Annotated in this window: 13 protein-coding genes and 2 pseudogenes; 9 read left to right on the forward strand and 6 right to left on the reverse strand. The window is 62.2% G+C overall.

Annotated elements, in window-relative coordinates; all coding sequences use genetic code 11:
• Positions 1–106 precede the first annotated feature (106 nt).
• The 4 genes from P8014_RS15265 (at position 107) to P8014_RS15280 (ending at position 4,674) form a co-directional block, all read left to right on the forward strand.
• Entirely contained in the window at positions 107–1,291 is a 1,185-nt protein-coding gene (locus P8014_RS15265) for a radical SAM protein (protein ID WP_337818188.1), read from the forward strand.
• Positions 1,288–2,385, forward strand: coding sequence for a biotin/lipoate A/B protein ligase family protein (locus P8014_RS15270; protein WP_337818189.1), 1,098 nt, complete (start codon positions 1,288–1,290; stop codon positions 2,383–2,385). Before P8014_RS15265 ends, P8014_RS15270 begins: the two co-directional genes overlap by 4 nt.
• A complete protein-coding gene (locus tag P8014_RS15275; RefSeq protein ID WP_337818190.1) occupies positions 2,382–3,452 on the forward strand; it encodes an NAD(P)/FAD-dependent oxidoreductase in 1,071 nt (356 codons plus the stop codon). Before P8014_RS15270 ends, P8014_RS15275 begins: the two co-directional genes overlap by 4 nt.
• A gap of 73 nt (positions 3,453–3,525) precedes the next feature.
• Positions 3,526–4,674 carry a radical SAM protein gene (locus P8014_RS15280; protein ID WP_337818191.1) on the forward strand — a complete coding sequence of 383 codons (1,149 nt, stop codon included), beginning with the start codon at positions 3,526–3,528 and terminating at the stop codon, positions 4,672–4,674.
• Between the two features lie 898 nt (positions 4,675–5,572).
• Here the strand turns inward: P8014_RS15280 and fdxA are convergent.
• The 4 genes and pseudogenes from fdxA to P8014_RS15300 form a co-directional block, all read right to left on the reverse strand.
• The gene (gene fdxA, locus P8014_RS15285; RefSeq protein ID WP_337818192.1) at positions 5,573–5,896 is read right to left on the reverse strand and encodes a ferredoxin FdxA; all 324 of its coding nucleotides are present in this window, start codon (positions 5,894–5,896) and stop codon (positions 5,573–5,575) included.
• A gap of 111 nt (positions 5,897–6,007) precedes the next feature.
• The gene (mutS, locus tag P8014_RS15290; RefSeq protein WP_337818193.1) at positions 6,008–8,590 is read right to left on the reverse strand and encodes a DNA mismatch repair protein MutS; all 2,583 of its coding nucleotides are present in this window, start codon (positions 8,588–8,590) and stop codon (positions 6,008–6,010) included.
• Positions 8,591–8,858: 268 nt separating this feature from the next.
• Positions 8,859–9,110: pseudogene (locus P8014_RS15295) on the reverse strand (hypothetical protein); the annotation flags it as partial.
• 40 nt (positions 9,111–9,150) lie between these two features.
• Positions 9,151–9,681 (reverse strand): LysR family transcriptional regulator, encoded by a 531-nt coding sequence (locus P8014_RS15300; protein ID WP_337818194.1) that lies wholly within the window; start codon positions 9,679–9,681, stop codon positions 9,151–9,153.
• Positions 9,682–9,994: 313 nt separating this feature from the next.
• Between P8014_RS15300 and P8014_RS15305 the strand changes: the two genes are divergently transcribed.
• Together P8014_RS15305 and P8014_RS15310 are read left to right on the forward strand one after the other, a co-directional pair.
• Positions 9,995–11,059 carry an aromatic ring-hydroxylating dioxygenase subunit alpha gene (locus P8014_RS15305; RefSeq protein ID WP_337818195.1) on the forward strand — a complete coding sequence of 355 codons (1,065 nt, stop codon included), beginning with the start codon at positions 9,995–9,997 and terminating at the stop codon, positions 11,057–11,059.
• A gap of 248 nt (positions 11,060–11,307) precedes the next feature.
• Positions 11,308–12,123, forward strand: coding sequence for an iron-sulfur cluster-binding domain-containing protein (locus tag P8014_RS15310; RefSeq protein WP_337818196.1), 816 nt, complete (start codon positions 11,308–11,310; stop codon positions 12,121–12,123).
• A 58-nt stretch (positions 12,124–12,181) separates the two neighbouring features.
• On the opposite strand, the gene P8014_RS15315 is transcribed toward P8014_RS15310, so the two are convergent.
• Both P8014_RS15315 and P8014_RS15320 read right to left on the reverse strand, forming a co-directional pair.
• Positions 12,182–12,982 (reverse strand): pyrroline-5-carboxylate reductase dimerization domain-containing protein, encoded by an 801-nt coding sequence (locus tag P8014_RS15315; protein WP_337818197.1) that lies wholly within the window; start codon positions 12,980–12,982, stop codon positions 12,182–12,184.
• Positions 12,983–13,000: 18 nt separating this feature from the next.
• A complete protein-coding gene (locus P8014_RS15320; protein ID WP_337818198.1) occupies positions 13,001–13,627 on the reverse strand; it encodes a TetR/AcrR family transcriptional regulator in 627 nt (208 codons plus the stop codon).
• A gap of 120 nt (positions 13,628–13,747) precedes the next feature.
• On the opposite strand from P8014_RS15320, the gene P8014_RS15325 reads away from it, so the two are divergent.
• The 3 genes and pseudogenes from P8014_RS15325 to P8014_RS15335 all read left to right on the forward strand — a co-directional run.
• Complete coding sequence (locus P8014_RS15325) at positions 13,748–15,784, forward strand: NADH:flavin oxidoreductase (protein ID WP_337818199.1); 2,037 nt, start codon at positions 13,748–13,750, stop codon at positions 15,782–15,784.
• Positions 15,785–15,801: 17 nt separating this feature from the next.
• Positions 15,802–16,551, forward strand: a complete 750-nt coding sequence (locus P8014_RS15330; protein ID WP_337818200.1) for an electron transfer flavoprotein subunit beta/FixA family protein — start codon at positions 15,802–15,804, stop codon at positions 16,549–16,551.
• A 24-nt stretch (positions 16,552–16,575) separates the two neighbouring features.
• Positions 16,576–16,826 (forward strand): annotated as a pseudogene (locus tag P8014_RS15335) (electron transfer flavoprotein subunit alpha/FixB family protein); the annotation flags it as partial.

Genomic DNA, 16,826 nt, shown 5'->3' on the forward strand with positions numbered 1-16,826 from the left:
CGGCTGGATCCATTGGCCGCACCTCGTAAGTGGTGATTGACCACTCGGAAGGGGCAGCGGCAGCTAGCCGCGTAGCTTCGCCCCCGTTTTCGTATAGGACTCTGCAATGTCGGATTGGCTGGAACGTCTGCGCCATGTCGAACCGCTCGAGGACATCACCCTCGATGCTGGTTTGGTTGGCGCCATGGAAAGCGAGTTCGGTGCCGTGGAGGCAACCGCTGCTCCCGCGATTAATTTCTATACGCCGACATTCAAGGTGTTCCAAACTTCCGAGTTGAAGGACTGCGGCAAGAGCGCATGGCCGGCGGTGTCCATTACCGGCGGCGACTGCAAATTGCAGTGCGACCACTGCAAAGCCAAGATTCTCGATCCGATGATGCCGGCACGCACGCCGGAGGACCTTTGGCGGGTAGTCAATGGCATCATCGAAGACGGCGCCCAGGGGATGCTGCTGACCGGCGGTTCCAACCACCAGAACCAGGTGGAATACGACGCCTATTATTCGACCATTCGTCGCATCAAGGACGAATTCCCCGGCTTCAAGATCGCCCTGCACACCGCGCTGGTCGACGATGACATCGCGCTCAGCATGGAGCAGTCAGGTATCGACGCAGCGATGATGGATGTCATCGGCGCGCAGGATACGATTACCCAGGTCTACCATCTGCGCCGCAGCGTCGACGACTTCGAAGCGACCCTCGAGAGCCTCGTGGCGACCAAAATGAAGGTCGTCCCGCACATCGTCATCGGCTTGCACTATGGCCGCCTGCTCGGCGAATGGAACGCGCTGGAAATGATCCAGCGCCATCTGCCTGACGCCGTGGTTCTGGTGGTGGTCATGCCGTTCTATGCGCCCGAGAGTCGCCCCTTCGAGACGCCTGACAGCCATGCGGTTGGCCGTTTCTTTATGGATGCACGTAAGGCGCTGCCGCAGACGCCGCTGTTGCTGGGTTGCGCGCGTCCGACGGGTATGGCGAAATCGCAGATCGACAGCTATGCGGTGATGGCCGGTCTCAACGGCATTGCCCATCCGGCAGACGGCTCGGTCGAACTGGCCGCGCGGCTCGACCGGCGAGTCAAGGTGACGCCTGCGTGCTGCTCGATCGCCGTCGGTGACGAGGTTATGGCGCTGGACGGCAAAGACGCCGGACTCGATATAGACCTGAACGCGATCATTGAACAGGAACGTCAGCGGCGCGCTCTTGCGCGCACCGCTGCCCGTGGCTTGGGCGGTATCCGTATCGTCACTGAAGGTGCCGATACGGCCGGCGCGGGGTGCTGCTCGGCATGACCCGTGCGGCAGGACGCGCTTGGCGCGTCATTGATACCGGGATACTGCGGGCGGCGGAAAATTTCGCGCTGAATCAGGCGCTGCTGGCCAGCCATCAGGCGGGCGACTCGCCGCATACGTTGCGCTTCCTGCGCTTCGAGCCCTCCGCGTTGATCGGTTTCCACCAACACGTCGAGCAGGAACTGCGCCTGGACTATTGTCTGGATCAGGGGATCGACGTGCAACGCCGCGTAACCGGCGGCGGTGCGCTGTATTTCGACGAAACCGTGCTCGGCTGGGAACTTTACCTGGACCGCAAGGCACTGGGCACTGCGGAGATGGGGCTGATCGCCGAACGTATCTGCACCGCGGTGGCGGACGGTATCTCGCGCCTGGGGGTGGATGCGCGCTTTCGCCCGCGCAACGACATCGAGATCGACGGGCGGAAGGTGTCCGGCACCGGAGGCGCGTTCGACGGCGACTCGATTCTCTACCAGGGCACGCTGCTGCTCGATTTCGACGTCGAACGTATGTTGCGCGTGCTGCGTATTCCGGCCGAGAAATTGTCGGACAAGGCGATCAGTTCGGCTCGTGAGCGTGTGGTCAGCCTGAGCGAATTGCTTGGCAGCGCACCGGCGCTGGACGTGGTCGAGCGGAATATCAGGGATGCGGTCGGCGAAGCCTTCGGCGTCGAATTCGAGTCGGCCGAGACGATCAATGCGGCCGAGCGGTCCGCCTTTGAGGAAGCGCTGGTCGAAATCGACACGCCGGAATGGATTTACCAGCACAACCGCCCGCTGGCCGATGCGCCCATGCTCGACGGCGTATATCGTTCGCGCGGAGGCCTGTTGCGCGCCAGCGTGGCCGTGGATCAGCCGCGCCAGCACCTCAAGCAGGTCTGGATCACAGGCGATTTCTTCGTCAAGCCACGACGCGTTGTGCTCGATCTGGAGGCGGCGCTGAAGGATACGCCGCTGGCCGATCTGGAGCGCAACGTCGAGGCCTTCTTTTCAAACGCCGATGCCGAGATGCTGATGCTTTCCGCGGAGGACTTCGTCACGGTCATTCGCAATGCCGTTGCCGAAGCTGCGCCCATACGGGAGTCCTCGGCATGAAGCGCGTGCAAGTGCTGGTGGTGGGTCTCGGTCCGGGCGGTGCCTCGGCCGCGCGCGTCGCGGCGCAGGCCGGTCTCGAGGTGCTCGGCGTCGACCGCAACCGCAGGGTCGGTGAACCCGTGCAGTGCGCGGAGTTCATTCCCATGCCGATGGGTGCCTACGCCAAGTCGGAGGGCGTGCTGCACCAGCGTATCACTGGTATGAAGAGCATCCTCCCCTCCGGGAAGCGCCATGACTCCGAGTTTCCCGGCTACATGATCGACCGAGCCCGCTTCGATCAGGCCATCGCCGAGGAGGCCGAGGCGGCCGGCGCGACGCTGTGGACGCACACCCGCCTGATCGGACTGGATGCGGAGGCACGCATTGCCACGTTGAGCCGAGAGGGGGAGACCATCGAGATCGGCTACGGGGTGCTGGTCGCCGCCGACGGGCCGCATTCACCGGTTGCCGCGCAGATGAAGCTGCCGCCGCTCAAGGTGGTGCAGACGCGTCAATACACCGTGCCGCTGCTCAAGCCTTATGCCGATACCGACATCTGGCTCTCCGACGATTTTCCGGGCGGCTACGCCTGGTTGTTTCCCAAGGGCGATCTGGCGAATCTCGGGCTTGGGGCCGACAAGCGCTTCGAGGATAACCTTAAGGAACCGCTCGAATCGCTGCACCATCAGTTGGTGCGCGAAGGCCTGGTCGGCGAGCAGATTCTCTATCGTACCGGCGGCGCCATCCCGGTCGGCGGCCTGCGCGAGTTCCTGGTCGTCGGGCGCTGTCTGTTCGTCGGCGATGCCGCCGGACTGACCCATCCCATCACCGGCGGCGGGATTTCCGCGGCGGTGGTGTCCGGCGAGCGTGCCGGCGAGGCGGCTGCCGAATATCTGGGCGGCGACGAGGGTGCGTTCGAAGACTACGACGAAGACGTACGCGATCAGTTCGAAACGACCATCGCTCGGGCGCTGGAGCGGCGCTTGTACCTGGAGCAGCACTGGCGTACCGTCGCCGCGAACGAGGACGTGATGATGCGCCGCGGCTGGATCGCCTTCGACGAGTATTTTTCACCGCTTCCGCACTGATGCGCTAAGCGGTTGTGGATGAAACATTGCTATAACCTGCGGCCAAGCCGCCGATAGTTTGGAGGATTGAACAGTGAGTGCCAGCCCTGACACCGTGACGCCGGTCAATTTCTATCGGCCGGATTACCACGTGAAGACGCCGGAGATGCGTTCTCCGAACTACGTGCAGCTTTCCACTGCCGCCGCGATCACACTCGGTCTCGTGCCCGGCAGCATGCACCGCACCGCCTGCACGCACTGCCTGAATCTACTGGTGACCTACCCCGAGGGCTGCCGCGCGAACTGCAGCTACTGCGGGCTAGCGCGCCACCGCGAGGAATCGCGTGATTATGCCGACCGCAACTTCATCCGAGTCGACTGGCCGACTGTCGGCTACGACGAGGTCATCGAGCGGGTCAAGGCGAACGCGGACAAAGGTCAGTTCGAACGCATGTGCATCTCCATGATCACGCATCCGAACTCCGATCACGATACCTTGGTGCTGCTGCGCAAGTGGATGAAGGCAGTGCCGCACATCCCGGTTTCCATCCTCTCCAACCCGACCACGATGAAGTACGAAGACCTGGTCACGCTGCGCGACGAGGGTGCCGACATCTTCACCGTGGCGCTTGATGCGGTGACCCCGGAGATTTTCGAACGCACTCGAGGTAAGACGGTCGACAGCCCGCACCGCTGGGACAAGTACTGGCAGGCGATCGAATGGGCGGCCGAGATTTTCGGCCCCGAGAAGTTCGGTGCCCACCTTATCGCCGGCATGGGCGAGACCGAACAGGAGATGATGGAGGTCTGCCAGAAGATGCGCGACATGGGCGGCCACAATCACATGTTCGCCTTCTTCCCCGAGCAAGGCTCGCTGATGGAGGACTGGCCGCCGGTGTCCAAGGATCAGTGGCGGCGTGTGCAGCTCGGTCGTTTCATCATCGATTACGCGGGCGGCCGGATCGACGACATGAAGTTCGACGACCAGGGCCGGATCATCGATTTTGGTTTGGACGAGCAGGAAGTCGAGGATCTGATCGCTTCCGGCAAGCCGTTCCAGACCTCCGGTTGCCCCGGCAAGTCCGACGAGGAAGTCTCCGCCTGCAACCGCCCCTACGGGGATTCCAGCCCGACCGACATCCGTTCTTTCCCGTTCGCGCTGAATTCCGAGGACGTTGGTTTCGTGCGTCGGCAGATGGCGGGTGAGGACGTCGGTACGGTGGATCACGACGCGCTCGACTAGGGGTTGTCGCTGATTTTGGCGGTGGATGGATTTGGGCGCTGTTTCTGACCGTCAGAGCGTGTTTCGTGCGCGATTCGAGATGTGGAACTTCGCTCAATCGCGGTGACGCGCCCGAGCCGATTTCTTTGAGTGCGCAAAGAAACCGGCGAAAGAAACGCACCCCCGGGATCGCTTGTCCCTGACGGGCAACCTCGCGAACGTACCCCTGAACGGGGCCCGCAGCTATTGTCCATCCTGGCCAAAAGCTGCTTGGCCGTTGTCCTGCCGGCCATTCCCGCTCAGGCGCACGCCCGCGAGGCAAGCGATCAGGGGGGGCGAACGTCAAAACTGGGCGAGTCCGAAGCGAAATTGTTCTGTGTCACCTGGGTAGTAAATCAAACGTTTGGGTTGCGTTCTGTTTTGACTTCCCGGTTCCCGTGTGGCTTTGCCTCGAGCGTGCGCCCCGGCGCGGGGTCGGGCGGCAGGACGCCGCCCGAGCAGGCTTTGCCAGGAGGGCAAGTGCCTGCGGTGCCCCGGGCCGGGGTGTGCGCTCGAGGTTTGCCCGTCAGGGATAAGGCCTTTCGGGTGCCTTTCTTTCGCCTCTTTCTTTGGGCATGCAAAGAAAGAGGCTCGGGCGCGTCACCGATTCAAATCAAAATTACTTCACGCCGAATCGCGCCCGAAATCGGCTCCCGTAGCCAGCAGGTACATCGTCTTTCACTCATGCGTTGATTAACTGGAAACGTCGATTTCCCCTCCTGAGACAAACTTCGCGATTAGTGGAGTGAGACGTTCGCCGCGCTAATCAATCAGAGCCTTAAACTTTGATCGCATCTGAGACATCGATTTATAACCCCAGAAACGAGAAGCCCCGCTTCAAGCGGGGCTTCTCGTTTCTGGGTGCGCCGCATCAGACGGCTCACCGCTCCAGATACTGCAGCTTGTTCGGTTTGCCGTTCCATTCCTCGGCATCGTCCGGCGCCGGCTTGCGCACGGTAAGCACCGGCCAGTCGCGTGCCAGCTCGGCGTTGAGTTCAAGAAACGCTTCCTGTCCCTCGGGCAGGTCATCCTCGGGATAGATCGCCTCGGCCGGACACTCGGGCTCACACAGCGTGCAGTCGATGCACTCGTCGGGGTCGATGACCAGGAAGTTGGGACCTTCGTGGAAACAGTCGACCGGGCAGACTTCCACGCAGTCGGTGTACTTGCATTTGATGCAGTTGTCGGTGACGACAAACGTCATGGTTCCTCCAAAAGTATTCGGCGAGCGCCGCGCGGCGGGGGGGTCCGTCGGTGAACAATATTACCTCGGGACGGCGCGCAACTACACCCGCGGGACGCTCTTGTACAATCTCTAACCGGTGTCCCCGAGCAGTTCGCGCAGGCGGTACAGCTCGTTCAGAGCCTGGCGTGGAGTGAGTGCGTCGGGTTCGAGTTCACGCAGGGCTTCCACGGCAGGATGAGGTTCCGCTTCTGCGGGCTGGGGAGTGGCGCCGAACAGACTGAGCTGCGGTGTTTCGACTTCGCCAGCGGCACGCATTTCGAGCGCTTCCAGGCGTTTGCGAGCGCGTTTGAGCACGGCGGTCGGAACGCCGGCCAAGCGTGCCACCTGCAGCCCATAGCTCTGGCTGGCCGGTCCTTCGCGAACTTGGTGCAGAAAGACGACTTCGTCGCCGTGCTCCATGGCTTCGGTGTGTGCGTTGGCCACCCCTGCGTGTTCTTCCGGCAAAGTGGTCAGCTCGAAGTAGTGCGTAGCGAACAGGGTGAAGGCGCGGGTGGTTTCCGCGAGTTGTTCGGCGCAGGCCCAGGCTAGCGACAGGCCGTCGAAGGTGCTGGTGCCGCGGCCGATCTCGTCCATCAGCACTAGACTGTCCGGTGTGGCGTTGTTCAGGATGTTGGCCGCTTCGGTCATTTCCACCATGAAGGTGGAGCGGCCGGAGGCCAGATCGTCGGCCGCGCCGATACGGGTGAAGATGCGGTCGATCGGACCGATGACGGCGCGTCGGGCGGGAACGTGGCTGCCGATGTGCGCCAGCAGTACGATCAGCGCTGTCTGGCGCATGTAGGTCGACTTGCCGCCCATGTTCGGGCCGGTGATGACCAGCATGCGGTGCCGATCATCGAGGCGTAGATCGTTGGGAACGAAGGGCTCATCGAGCACACCTTCGACCACCGGATGCCGTCCGCCCTCGATCAACAGGCCCGGCGCATCGCTCAGTTCGGGCGCACAGTAGTCCAGCGCTTCGGCGCGCTCGGCCAGGGTCGCCAGAACGTCGAGTTCGGCCAGCGCCTGCGCGCAGCGCTGTAGCGCGCCGAGTTCGGGCTGCAGGTGTTCCAGCAGCTCGTCGTAAAGCGCTTTCTCACGGGCCAGGGAGCGTTCGCGCGCCGACAGTACCTGATCTTCGAAGCGCTTGAGTTCCGGTGTGATGAAACGCTCTGCGCCCTTGAGCGTCTGGCGCCGGGTGTAGTCCACCGGCGCACGTTCGGCCTGGGAGCGCGAGATTTCGATGTAGTAGCCGTGTACGCGGTTGTAGGCCACCTTGAGGTTGGCGATGCCGGTACGTTCGCGCTCGCGGGCCTCCAGGTCGACGAGGAACTGGTCGGCGTTCTCCGAAAGGGTGCGCAGTTCGTCCAGTTCGCTGTCATAGCTGGGAGCGATTACGCCACCGTCGCGCAGCAATACGGGCGGTTCCTCGATCAGAGCGCGTTGCAGCAGGTCCACGGTTTGCGGATGCTCACCGAGGTTCGCGGCGAGGTTGGACAGCAATGGAGCATCGAGCGTTTCGAGCTGGACGCGCAGGGCCGGTAGTCCTTCCAGCGCGCGCCGCAGCGTCGTCAGGTCGCGGGGGCGGGCCGAACGCAGGGCGACGCGGGCCAGGATACGTTCGATGTCGCCGATGCCGCGCAAGGCTTCGCGCAACCCTGCATGCGCGTCGTTTTCCAGAAAAGCGCTGACGGTGCCCTGGCGTGCGCGCAGCGCCGAACGGTCGCGCAGCGGGCGGTTGATCCAGCGCCGCAGGCAACGGCCGCCCATGGGCGTGACCGTCTGATCGAGCACGTCCACCAGTGTGTGCGCTTGGCCGCCGGACAGGTTCCATTCCAGTTCGAGGTTGCGCCGCGTGGCGGCGTCTAGGATGACCGCTTCCTCGCGACGCTCCACACGCAGACCGGTAATGTGGGGTAGGGCGCTGCGCTGGGTTTCCTGCACGTAGTGCAGCAGCGCTCCGGCTGCGGTCACCGCGGCCGGCAGCGCATCGCAGCCGAAACCGGCCAGATCGCGCGTGCCGAACTGCTTGGTGAGCAGGCGTGTGGCGACTTCGAGGTCGAAATGCCAAGGTGGATAGGCGGTGAAACCTGGACGCGCCTCGCCCGGCAGCCGTGCCCCGTCGCAATACAGCAGTTCCGTCGGACGCAGGCGTTCGAATTCGCTGAGCAGGGCCTCGTCGCCCTGCACCTCGCCGATCACGAAGCGTCCGCTGCTCAGATCAAGCACGGCGAGACCGTAAAGTCCGTCCTTGGCCTGGTGCACACTGGCGATGAGATTGTCCTGGCGCTCGTTTAGCAGGGCATCGTCGGTGACCGTGCCGGGAGTGACGATACGCACCACCTGACGCTCGACCGGGCCCTTGCTGGCGGCCGGATCGCCGATTTGTTCGCAGATCGCCACGGATTCCCCCAGGCGCACCAGGCGGGCGAGGTACTGATCGGCAGCGTGTACCGGTACGCCGGCCATGGGTATCGGCTCGCCGGCGGACTGGCCGCGCGCGGTCAGGGTCAGATCGAGCAGCCGCGCGGCGCGGCGTGCGTCGTCGTAGAACAGCTCATAGAAATCGCCCATACGGTAGAACAGCAGACGGTCGGACTGTTCCGCCTTGATGCGCAGGTACTGCTGCATCATGGGGGTGTGTTGAGAGGCGGTTTTCAGAGTGCTGGACATCCGCGGAAGTCTATCGAATTGGCGTGGTTTTGGGCCAGTGATATTGCCGGTCTCCGAGCGCGTCCATCAGGTGAGGCCAAGCGCTTCGCGCTTCTTCGGCTGATATTCGCGCGAAAGTTACCCTGGATACTGTCTACGCATGCTTCCCCCCGGGCAGTCTGGCAGTACGCGCTTGCGGTTAGTCACGAACGTGACCGTCGGGCTCCTGTGCGGGGGCAAAATGCCCGGTGAGCCGTTCAGTGTGCTGCCAAGCCAATGTATCGGTCGATCAGGAAGTCCTGGTAAGCCAGTCTGTGAACAGGCGGGCCTTAGAGCTTGCTCGGGGATGGATTTTCAGATGAAACGCTGCAGGGGATGGGATGCTCTCCGGCACCAGTTGTACAAGCCGTCCATCTTGCACGAGGTTTCTGATCAGGCTTTCCCAACCCAGCACAGCGCCGATGTCGTCCTGAGCCGCTTGCAGTGCGATCATGTAATTGTTCACGTAGAAGCTCCGGCCCTTGGCCGCGGGGCGACCTAGCGCCTGGAACCAGCCGTTTCAGGCCATCCAGACGGTTTCCTCATTGCTCAGATGAATCAGGGGGGCCTTCCGCAGGTCGTCCACTCGGGTAATGTCGTGCTCGCCGGCCAAAGCCGGCGTTCCCAAGGCGATGATGCGATCCTGGAACCGGATCTCCGTAGTGGATGCTCAGATCGCAGCGGCAGTGCATTCCCGGTACATCGCTCACGATCTGCGAAACCGTAATGGAGGGGTGGATTTTCCAGAAGGCTGAAATCTTCGGCGTGAGCCAGAGCGAACTGACGGCCGTCGAGCTGCGGATTGTCACGTCGACTGTTTCCGGGCGTTCCCGTAGCTCGGCGACAGCATCGGAGATCGTCTCGAAGCCGCGCTGAATCGCAACGAACAGAAATGCGCCTTTTTCGGTCAGTTCGACCCCGCGGTGATGGCGCCGGAATAGGCTGCATTCAAGGTCCGTTTCGAGCGCCTTGATTTGATGGCTGACCGCGGCGGGCGTCACGCTCATTTCCTCTGCGGCCTTCTTGAAGCTCACATTTCGGGCGGCCGCCTCGAAGCAGGTCAGCGCAGTCATGGAAGGGAGGTCGTATGGGCTGGGCATAGGGGTTTTACGGAAGCGTTTGCTTAGATGTTGTGGGAGGCTTAAGGGTTAATTATTCTAATCTGAGATGAGAAAATATGCTGTTGTAAGCTTGCCCTGTAAGGAAGAGACTTTTAGTTCTTTTCAACAAAGAGACTATGGAGTCCTCAGATGGCAGCTACCGCATCATCGATCTCGGATCTGCTTGCGCGACGGGTTTCAGGCTATTCCCTTGATCAGCCTTTCTATACCTCTCCCGACATCTACGAACTCGATCTGCAGCATATTTTCTACAGGGAATGGCTCTATGCGATTCCTGCGTGTCGGTGCCTATGAGGTCGTCATCGTCCGAGCTCAGGATGGTGAAATCCGTGCGTTCCAGAATACCTGCCGCCACCGCGGTTCGTTGATCTGTAAGGAACGTGAGGGGCAGGTGGCGAAGCTGGTCTGTCCCTATCATCGATGGACCTATGAGTTGGACGGCACTTTGATCTGGGCAGGGGACATGGGGGCCGAGTTCGATGCCTCAAAGCACGGGCTGAAGACCGTGAGCCTGCGCCACCTTGATGGATTGATCTATATCTGCCTGTCCGACACACCGCCGGATTTCGAGTCTTTTGCCGAGCTGGCGCACCGCTATCTCGAGGTCCATGATCTCGCCAATGCAAAAGTCGCCTATACCTCGACCATCGTCGAGAAAGGCAATTGGAAGCTGGTCTGGGAGAACAACCGCGAGTGCTACCACTGTTCCAGCAACCATCCGTCGCTCTGCCGCTCCTTCTCGCTCGATCCCGAAGTGGCGGGTGTGGCTGCCGACGGCTCCGTGTCGGCGTCGCTCCAGGCGCATTTCGACCGTTGTGAAGCTGCCGGCGCGCCTGCGCAATTCAGGCTTGCCGGAGGAGGGCAGTTCCGCTTGGCCCGGATGCCGCTGCAGGCCAATGCCCTGAGCTACACGCTGGACGGCAAGCCGGCGGTCGCCAGGAACCTCGGTCGTGTCGCGATTCCCGATGCCGGCCCGCTCTTGATGTTCCACTACACAACGACCTGGAATCATTTCCTCCCAGACCATTCTCTGACCTTTAGGGTGATGCCGATCAGCACGACGGAAACCGAGGTTACCACCACGTGGCTGGTGAACAAGGACGCCGTCGAGGGCGTCGACTATGATCTCAAATGCCTGACGGAGGTCTGGGTAGCGACCAACAACGAGGATCGCGAGGTCGTCGAGACCAATCAATGGGGTATCTTCTCGCCCGCCTACGTCCCCGGGCCCTACTCGCCGGATCAAGAAAGCGGCGTGGCGCAATTCGTCGATTGGTATGTGGACCGGATTGAAAAGGCGCTGAGCCCGGTTCGGCTCGTGGCGGGCTGACGGCATGAACGTTGTCGCAAAACCCAAGCTCGAGTTCTGGAGGGAGGCTGAAGAGCTTGAATGCGTTTCCTTTCTTCCGGAAACACCCAACGTGATGACCTTTTGTTTCCGGCCGCCGTCGGGGGCGTTGTTCAGTTTCGATCCCGGACAGTTCATCACCTTGGAGCTGCCCGTCCGCGGTGGGCCGATTTACCGGACTTACACGATTTCCTCTTCCCCCCTCGCGACCGACCTCCCTGACCGTCACCGTGAAGGCGCAGGCCGATTCGATCGGTGGCCAATGGATGCTGGACAATCTGCGGCCGGGAATGCGGCTGCGGGCAAAAGGGCCTGGCGGAAGCTTTTCGATTGCGCGCCACCCGGCCGATAAATACCTTTTCATTTCGGCAGGTTCCGGTATCACGCCGATGATGTCGATGACTACCCAGCTCTACGATTCCGGGCGCGATCCGGACATCGTCTTCGTCAACTGCGTGCGTCGCCCCTCCGAGATCATTTTCCGCGAGCGGGTCGAGCGCATGGCCTCGCGCGCGACCGGCATCGATCTGAAATGGGTGGTCGAGGAGACCGATCGCTACAAGCCCTGGACCGGCTATCGGGGTATGTTCAACCAGCTGATGCTGGGCCTGATGGCGCCGGATTATCTCGAACGCGAGGTCTTCTGCTGCGGCCCTGCGCCGTTCATGCAGGCCGTGCGTGAAGCGCTGACGGGCCTTGGCTATGACATGAATCGCTACCATCAGGAAAGCTTCCACGCGCCACTGCCGGAAACCGAAGCGGTGCCGGGGGATGTGTTCCCGGACGAGCGTGTCGATGTGGTCGTGGAGTTTGCGTCTTCCGGCGTCACCGCGGAATGCACGGAGACCGACACCATACTCGGGGCCGCTCGCGCAGCGGGGTTGGCGCTTCCTTCTGGCTGCACCATGGGCAGCTGCAAGATTCGCAAAACCCGGGGTGAGGTGCACATGGTGCACAACGCCGGGATTACCGACGAGGACGTAGCCCGGGGCTATATTCTGGCCTGCTGTTCCAATCCGGTCGGGCGGGTGACCGTGGAGGCGTAGGCTGGGCGGCCACGGCGGACGAAGCCGCAGCGAAACTCAGCCCCGTATTCGACATCCATCAGGAAGCGGGGCAGTTGCCCATGTCCACCGATTTCTCCAACGCCTGGGCAAGGCCGCAGCGGACGGCAGCGTCGAAGCCGGCAGAACGCATCGCTTCAATGGCCGCCGCGGTCGTACCTTGGTAACTGAGGAATCTTTCCACCGTGTCGCCCGGGCATTCGTCGCGAAGTTCGACCAGTCGGCCGGCCCCGACAATGACCGCATCCACTGCGCGGCGGGCGACGTCCGGGTGAAAGCCGCGCTTGATGGCGTCATTCATCATTGCCGTCGCTAGCAGGGCCGGAAACGCCGGACCCGAGCCGGCAAGGCCGGTCAGGTAGTCGATTTCCGCTTCGCTGGTCACTTCGTCGGCGTTGCCGCACGTGGCGAAAATGCGCTGTACCGCGAGGCGATCACGATCATCGAGGTCGGACGACGCTACCCAGGGGGTGTAGGACTTTCCGACCTCCGCCGCTGCATTCGGCAGAGCGCGAACGACACGTTTCGTGTTGAGCTGGTCGGAGAGTTGTTGCAGCCGGATGCCGGCCATCACCGAGATGACGAGCCTGCCCTGCGCATTGATGGCGAGAGCGGGCCAGTCCGCCGGCCGGACTGAGACAATGACGATGTCTGATCGGTCGGCCAGTTGCTGATTGTCGCGCGTCCAGCGAGCGCCCGGGAAACGGTCCGGCCGTTCACTGCGATAGGAAAGCGTTAGGTGTTCAGGGTCTGCAAGCCCCGTGTCCAGCAGCGATGCGACGATGGCGCCACCCAGCCATCCGCCACCGCCGATCACACCGAGTTTCAAGTTGTCGCTCATCATCGCCTCGCACTGCCGCTATCCGGCATGGCCGTGCCGCGCGAAAAAGCGGTCAAGCTCCCTCTGCTCGGGCGCCTTTCCGGTAAAGATTTCAACATATGCCGGAATGCGCTTCCTGCGCGCGGAGACTTCCTCTTCCGTCTGCATGGAGATGTAGCCGATCTGCACCAGATAGACAGTGCGTGCGCGAACGTCGGCATGCGGTTCATCCTGTCCGAACCGACCGAACATGCGCGTCAAGGCATCCAGGCGTCGCCGGTCGGCTCGCTGGACTTCGGCGAGTAGTTCAGGCGATTGGATAGCCCAACTTCTGATCGCGAATTCGAATTTCGCGTCGAAGAGTTCGCTGTCGAACCAGCAGTCGAAGACGTTCAGCATGGCCTCGGCGATCGTTTCGGCGTAGGCCTCCGACTGCTTGATCAGGTTGCCGGTGTTTTTCTCGCGCCAACGCGAGACCAGCGCATCGAGCAGTTCCTCGCGGTCCTTGAAGAACCAATAGAAACTTGTCCGCGACAATCCCAGCTTCTTCGCCAATGGCAGGATTCTGACGGCATCCACGCCGGCTTCCAATAGAACCTCGTAGGCTGCTGCCAGCCAGGCGTCCTGGGAACCGCGCCAGCCGCTATCGCTCGATGTCTGCTCCATGCGCGAATGCTATCGGAATATACAGGCATGTCAATTTTAAAAACACATATGAACATCAAATGTACATGTATGTACATTCCTGTGCTACGCTCTCGGCGTGACCCAACTCGGAGCCGGCAGATGTCGAACGATCCTCTCCTGCAGCCTTTTCAGCTCAAGCACCTGACGTTGCGCAACCGCATCATCGTGACGGCTCACGAGCCGGCCTATCCGGAAGATGGGATGCCCAAAGGGCGTTACCGTGCCTATCACGTGGAGCGCGCGAAGGGCGGGGTGGCCATGACGATGACGGCCGGTTCCGCCGCCGTCTCGAAGGACAGCCCGCCGGTGTTCAACAACCTGCTCGTCTACAAGGACGAGGTGGTGCCATGGATGAAGGATCTGACCGACGCGGTGCACGAGCAGGGTGCCGCGGTGATGATCCAGCTCACGCATCTCGGGCGCCGTACGCGTTGGGACAAGGAGTTCTGGCTGCCGGTGGTGTCGCCGTCTCATCGTCGGGAAGCAGCCCATCGCGCGTTTCCCAAGAAGATGGAAGACTGGGACATCGAGCGGATCATCAAGGACTATGCCGATGCGGCCGAACGCATGAAGGCCGGCGGCATGGACGGCATCGAACTGCAGGCCTACGGCCACCTCATGGACCAGTTCTGGTCACCGCTGACGAACGAACTCGACGGCCCTTATGGCGGCTCCCTGGACAACCGGCTGCGCTTTGCCTTCGACGTTCTGGGTGAGATCCGCAATCGCGTCGGTCCCGACTTCATCGTCGGTGTCCGCTATACCGGCGACGAAATGCTCGATGGCGGTCTGAGCGAGGATGACGGCCTGGAAATCTCCAGGCGCCTCCGAGACAGCGGCCTGGTCGACTTCCTCAACGTGGTCCGGGGGCATATCGACACCGACGCTGGACTGACCGACGTCATCCCGATTCAGGGCATGGCGAATTCCCCGCATCTCGATTTCGCCGGCGAGGTCCGTGAGGCCACCGGCTTCCCGACCTTCCATGCCGCGAAGATCCCGGACGTGGCGACCGCGCGTCACGCGATCGCGGCTGGCAAGGTCGATATGGTCGGGATGACCCGCGCGCATATGACCGATCCGCATCTCGTGCGCAAGATCGTCGAAAAACGCGAAGACGACATACGCCCCTGCGTCGGGGCGAACTACTGTCTCGACCGGATCTATCAGGGGGGCTCGGCTTACTGCATCCATAATGCAGCGACAGGGCGCGAACTCACGATGCCCCAGACCATTGCCAAGGCCGAGGTTCGCAAGAAGGTGGTGATCGTCGGAACCGGTCCCGCCGGACTCGAGGCCGCGCGGGTGGCCGGCGAACGCGGTCACGACGTTGTTGTCTTCGAGGCGGCCAGCGAACCGGGCGGGCAGGTCCGTCTCACCGCGCAGAGTCCCAGGCGCCGGGAAATGATTGGCATCATCGATTGGCGTATGAGTCAGTGCGAGAAACTGGGCGTCGTTTTCCATTTCGATACCTGGGCTGAGGCGGAGACCGTGCAGGCTGAGAACCCGGATGTGGTAGTCGTCGCCACGGGCGGGCTGCCGCATACCGAGGTGCTGGCCGAGGGCAACGAACTCGTCGTTTCCGCCTGGGACATCATCTCCGGCGACGCCAAGCCGGGCGACAAGGTGCTGATATTCGACGACGCCGGGGATCACGCCGGTCTGCAGGCGGCCGAAATTCTCGCCGATGCTGGCGCCGAGGTTGAGATCATGTCGCCGGACCGGTCGTTTGCGCCGGAGGTCATGGGCATGAACCTGGTCCCGTATATGCGTTCGCTGCAGAAGCAGGACGTTACCTTCACGGTCACTTTCAGACTCACTGCGGTGGAGCGGGAGGGGGGGCAGCTGATTGCCCACGTGGGCAGCGACTACGGCGGCGTTGCCAAGCAACGTATGGTGGATCAGGTGATCATCAACCATGGCACGATTCCGCTCGATGAGCTGTATTTCGATCTCAAGCCACACTCAAGCAATCACGGGGAGATGTCCCACGATCAGTTGATCGTCGGCGAGCCCCAGTCAGTGGTGCGCAATCCGCAAGGCAGCTTCCAGTTGTTCCGTATCGGCGATGCGGTCGCGGCGCGCAACACCCATGCGGCGATTTTCGACGCACTGCGTCTTCTGAAGGATGTCTGAACGCGGAGGTGACCACGATGAAAATACTTGTGTCCGTCAAACGGGTGATCGACGCCAATCTGCGGCCGCGCGTGAAAGCGGATGGTTCGGGCGTCGAACTGAGCAATGTCAAGATGGCGATGAATCCTTTCGACGAAATCGCGGTCGAGGAGGCGATCCGCCTCAAGGAAGCGGGGGTGGCCTCGGAGGTCGTGGCCGTGTCCATCGGTCCGGACAAGGCGCAGGAAACGTTACGCGCAGCGCTCGCCATGGGCGCCGACAGAGCAATTCTGGTCCGGACCGACGAAGAGGTGCAGCCGCTGGATGTGGCCAAGGTTCTTAAAGGCGTGACCGAAGAGGAACAGCCGGAACTGGTCATGCTCGGCAAGCAGGCGATCGACGACGATGCCAACCAGACCGGTCAGATGCTGGCCGGATTGCTGGGCTGGGCGCAGGGCACCTTCGCCTCCAAAGTGGAGCTTGTCGACGGCAAGGCCACTGTGACCCGCGAAGTGGATACTGGCCTGCAGGTGGTCGAACTCAGGCTTCCGGCCATCGTCACCACCGACCTGCGCCTCAACGAGCCGCGCTACACCTCGTTGCCCAACATCATGAAGGCCAAGAAAAAGCCGCTCGAGCAGAAGGCGCCGGCCGACTACGGCATCGAAATCAGGCCTCGGCTCAAGGTGTTGAGGACCGAGGAACCGCAGGGCCGGAAGGCAGGCGTCAAAGTGGGCGCTGTTGCCGAGTTGGTCGACAAGCTCCGGAACGAAGCCGGCGTCCTTTGAACGGTGATTGGAGGGCATAGACAGATGGCAATTCTCCTCGTTGCAGAACACGACAATCAATCGCTCTCCGAACAGACGGCCAAAGCGCTCTCGGCGGCCGTAAAGCTCGGCTCCGACATTGATGTGCTGGTGGCCGGCCAGGCCGCCAGGCCAGCCGCTGAAGAGGCCGCCAGGCTTGAAGGCGTGCGTAAGGTGCTGCTTGTCGAAAGCGCCGAACTGGCCGGACAACTGGCCGAGCCACTTGCCGCGACCGTTCTGTCGCTCGCCGACGGCTA

This window comes from Acidihalobacter sp. (genome assembly GCF_037381185.1).
Lineage (GTDB): Bacteria > Pseudomonadota > Gammaproteobacteria > DSM-5130 > Acidihalobacteraceae > Acidihalobacter_A.

Excerpts from the sequence above, each read along its gene's own strand:
- P8014_RS15265 (WP_337818188.1), top strand. The coding sequence starts at position 107 with ATGTCGGATTGGCTGGAACGTCTGCGCCATGTCGAACCGCTCGAGGAC.
- P8014_RS15270 (WP_337818189.1), top strand. The coding sequence starts at position 1,288 with ATGACCCGTGCGGCAGGACGCGCTTGGCGCGTCATTGATACCGGGATA.
- P8014_RS15275 (WP_337818190.1), top strand. The coding sequence starts at position 2,382 with ATGAAGCGCGTGCAAGTGCTGGTGGTGGGTCTCGGTCCGGGCGGTGCC.
- fdxA (WP_337818192.1), bottom strand. The coding sequence starts at position 5,896 with ATGACGTTTGTCGTCACCGACAACTGCATCAAATGCAAGTACACCGAC.
- mutS (WP_337818193.1), bottom strand. The coding sequence starts at position 8,590 with ATGTCCAGCACTCTGAAAACCGCCTCTCAACACACCCCCATGATGCAG.
- P8014_RS15300 (WP_337818194.1), bottom strand. The coding sequence starts at position 9,681 with ATGACTGCGCTGACCTGCTTCGAGGCGGCCGCCCGAAATGTGAGCTTC.
- P8014_RS15305 (WP_337818195.1), top strand. The coding sequence starts at position 9,995 with ATGCGATTCCTGCGTGTCGGTGCCTATGAGGTCGTCATCGTCCGAGCT.
- P8014_RS15315 (WP_337818197.1), bottom strand. The coding sequence starts at position 12,982 with ATGAGCGACAACTTGAAACTCGGTGTGATCGGCGGTGGCGGATGGCTG.
- P8014_RS15320 (WP_337818198.1), bottom strand. The coding sequence starts at position 13,627 with ATGGAGCAGACATCGAGCGATAGCGGCTGGCGCGGTTCCCAGGACGCC.
- P8014_RS15325 (WP_337818199.1), top strand. The coding sequence starts at position 13,748 with ATGTCGAACGATCCTCTCCTGCAGCCTTTTCAGCTCAAGCACCTGACG.
- P8014_RS15330 (WP_337818200.1), top strand. The coding sequence starts at position 15,802 with ATGAAAATACTTGTGTCCGTCAAACGGGTGATCGACGCCAATCTGCGG.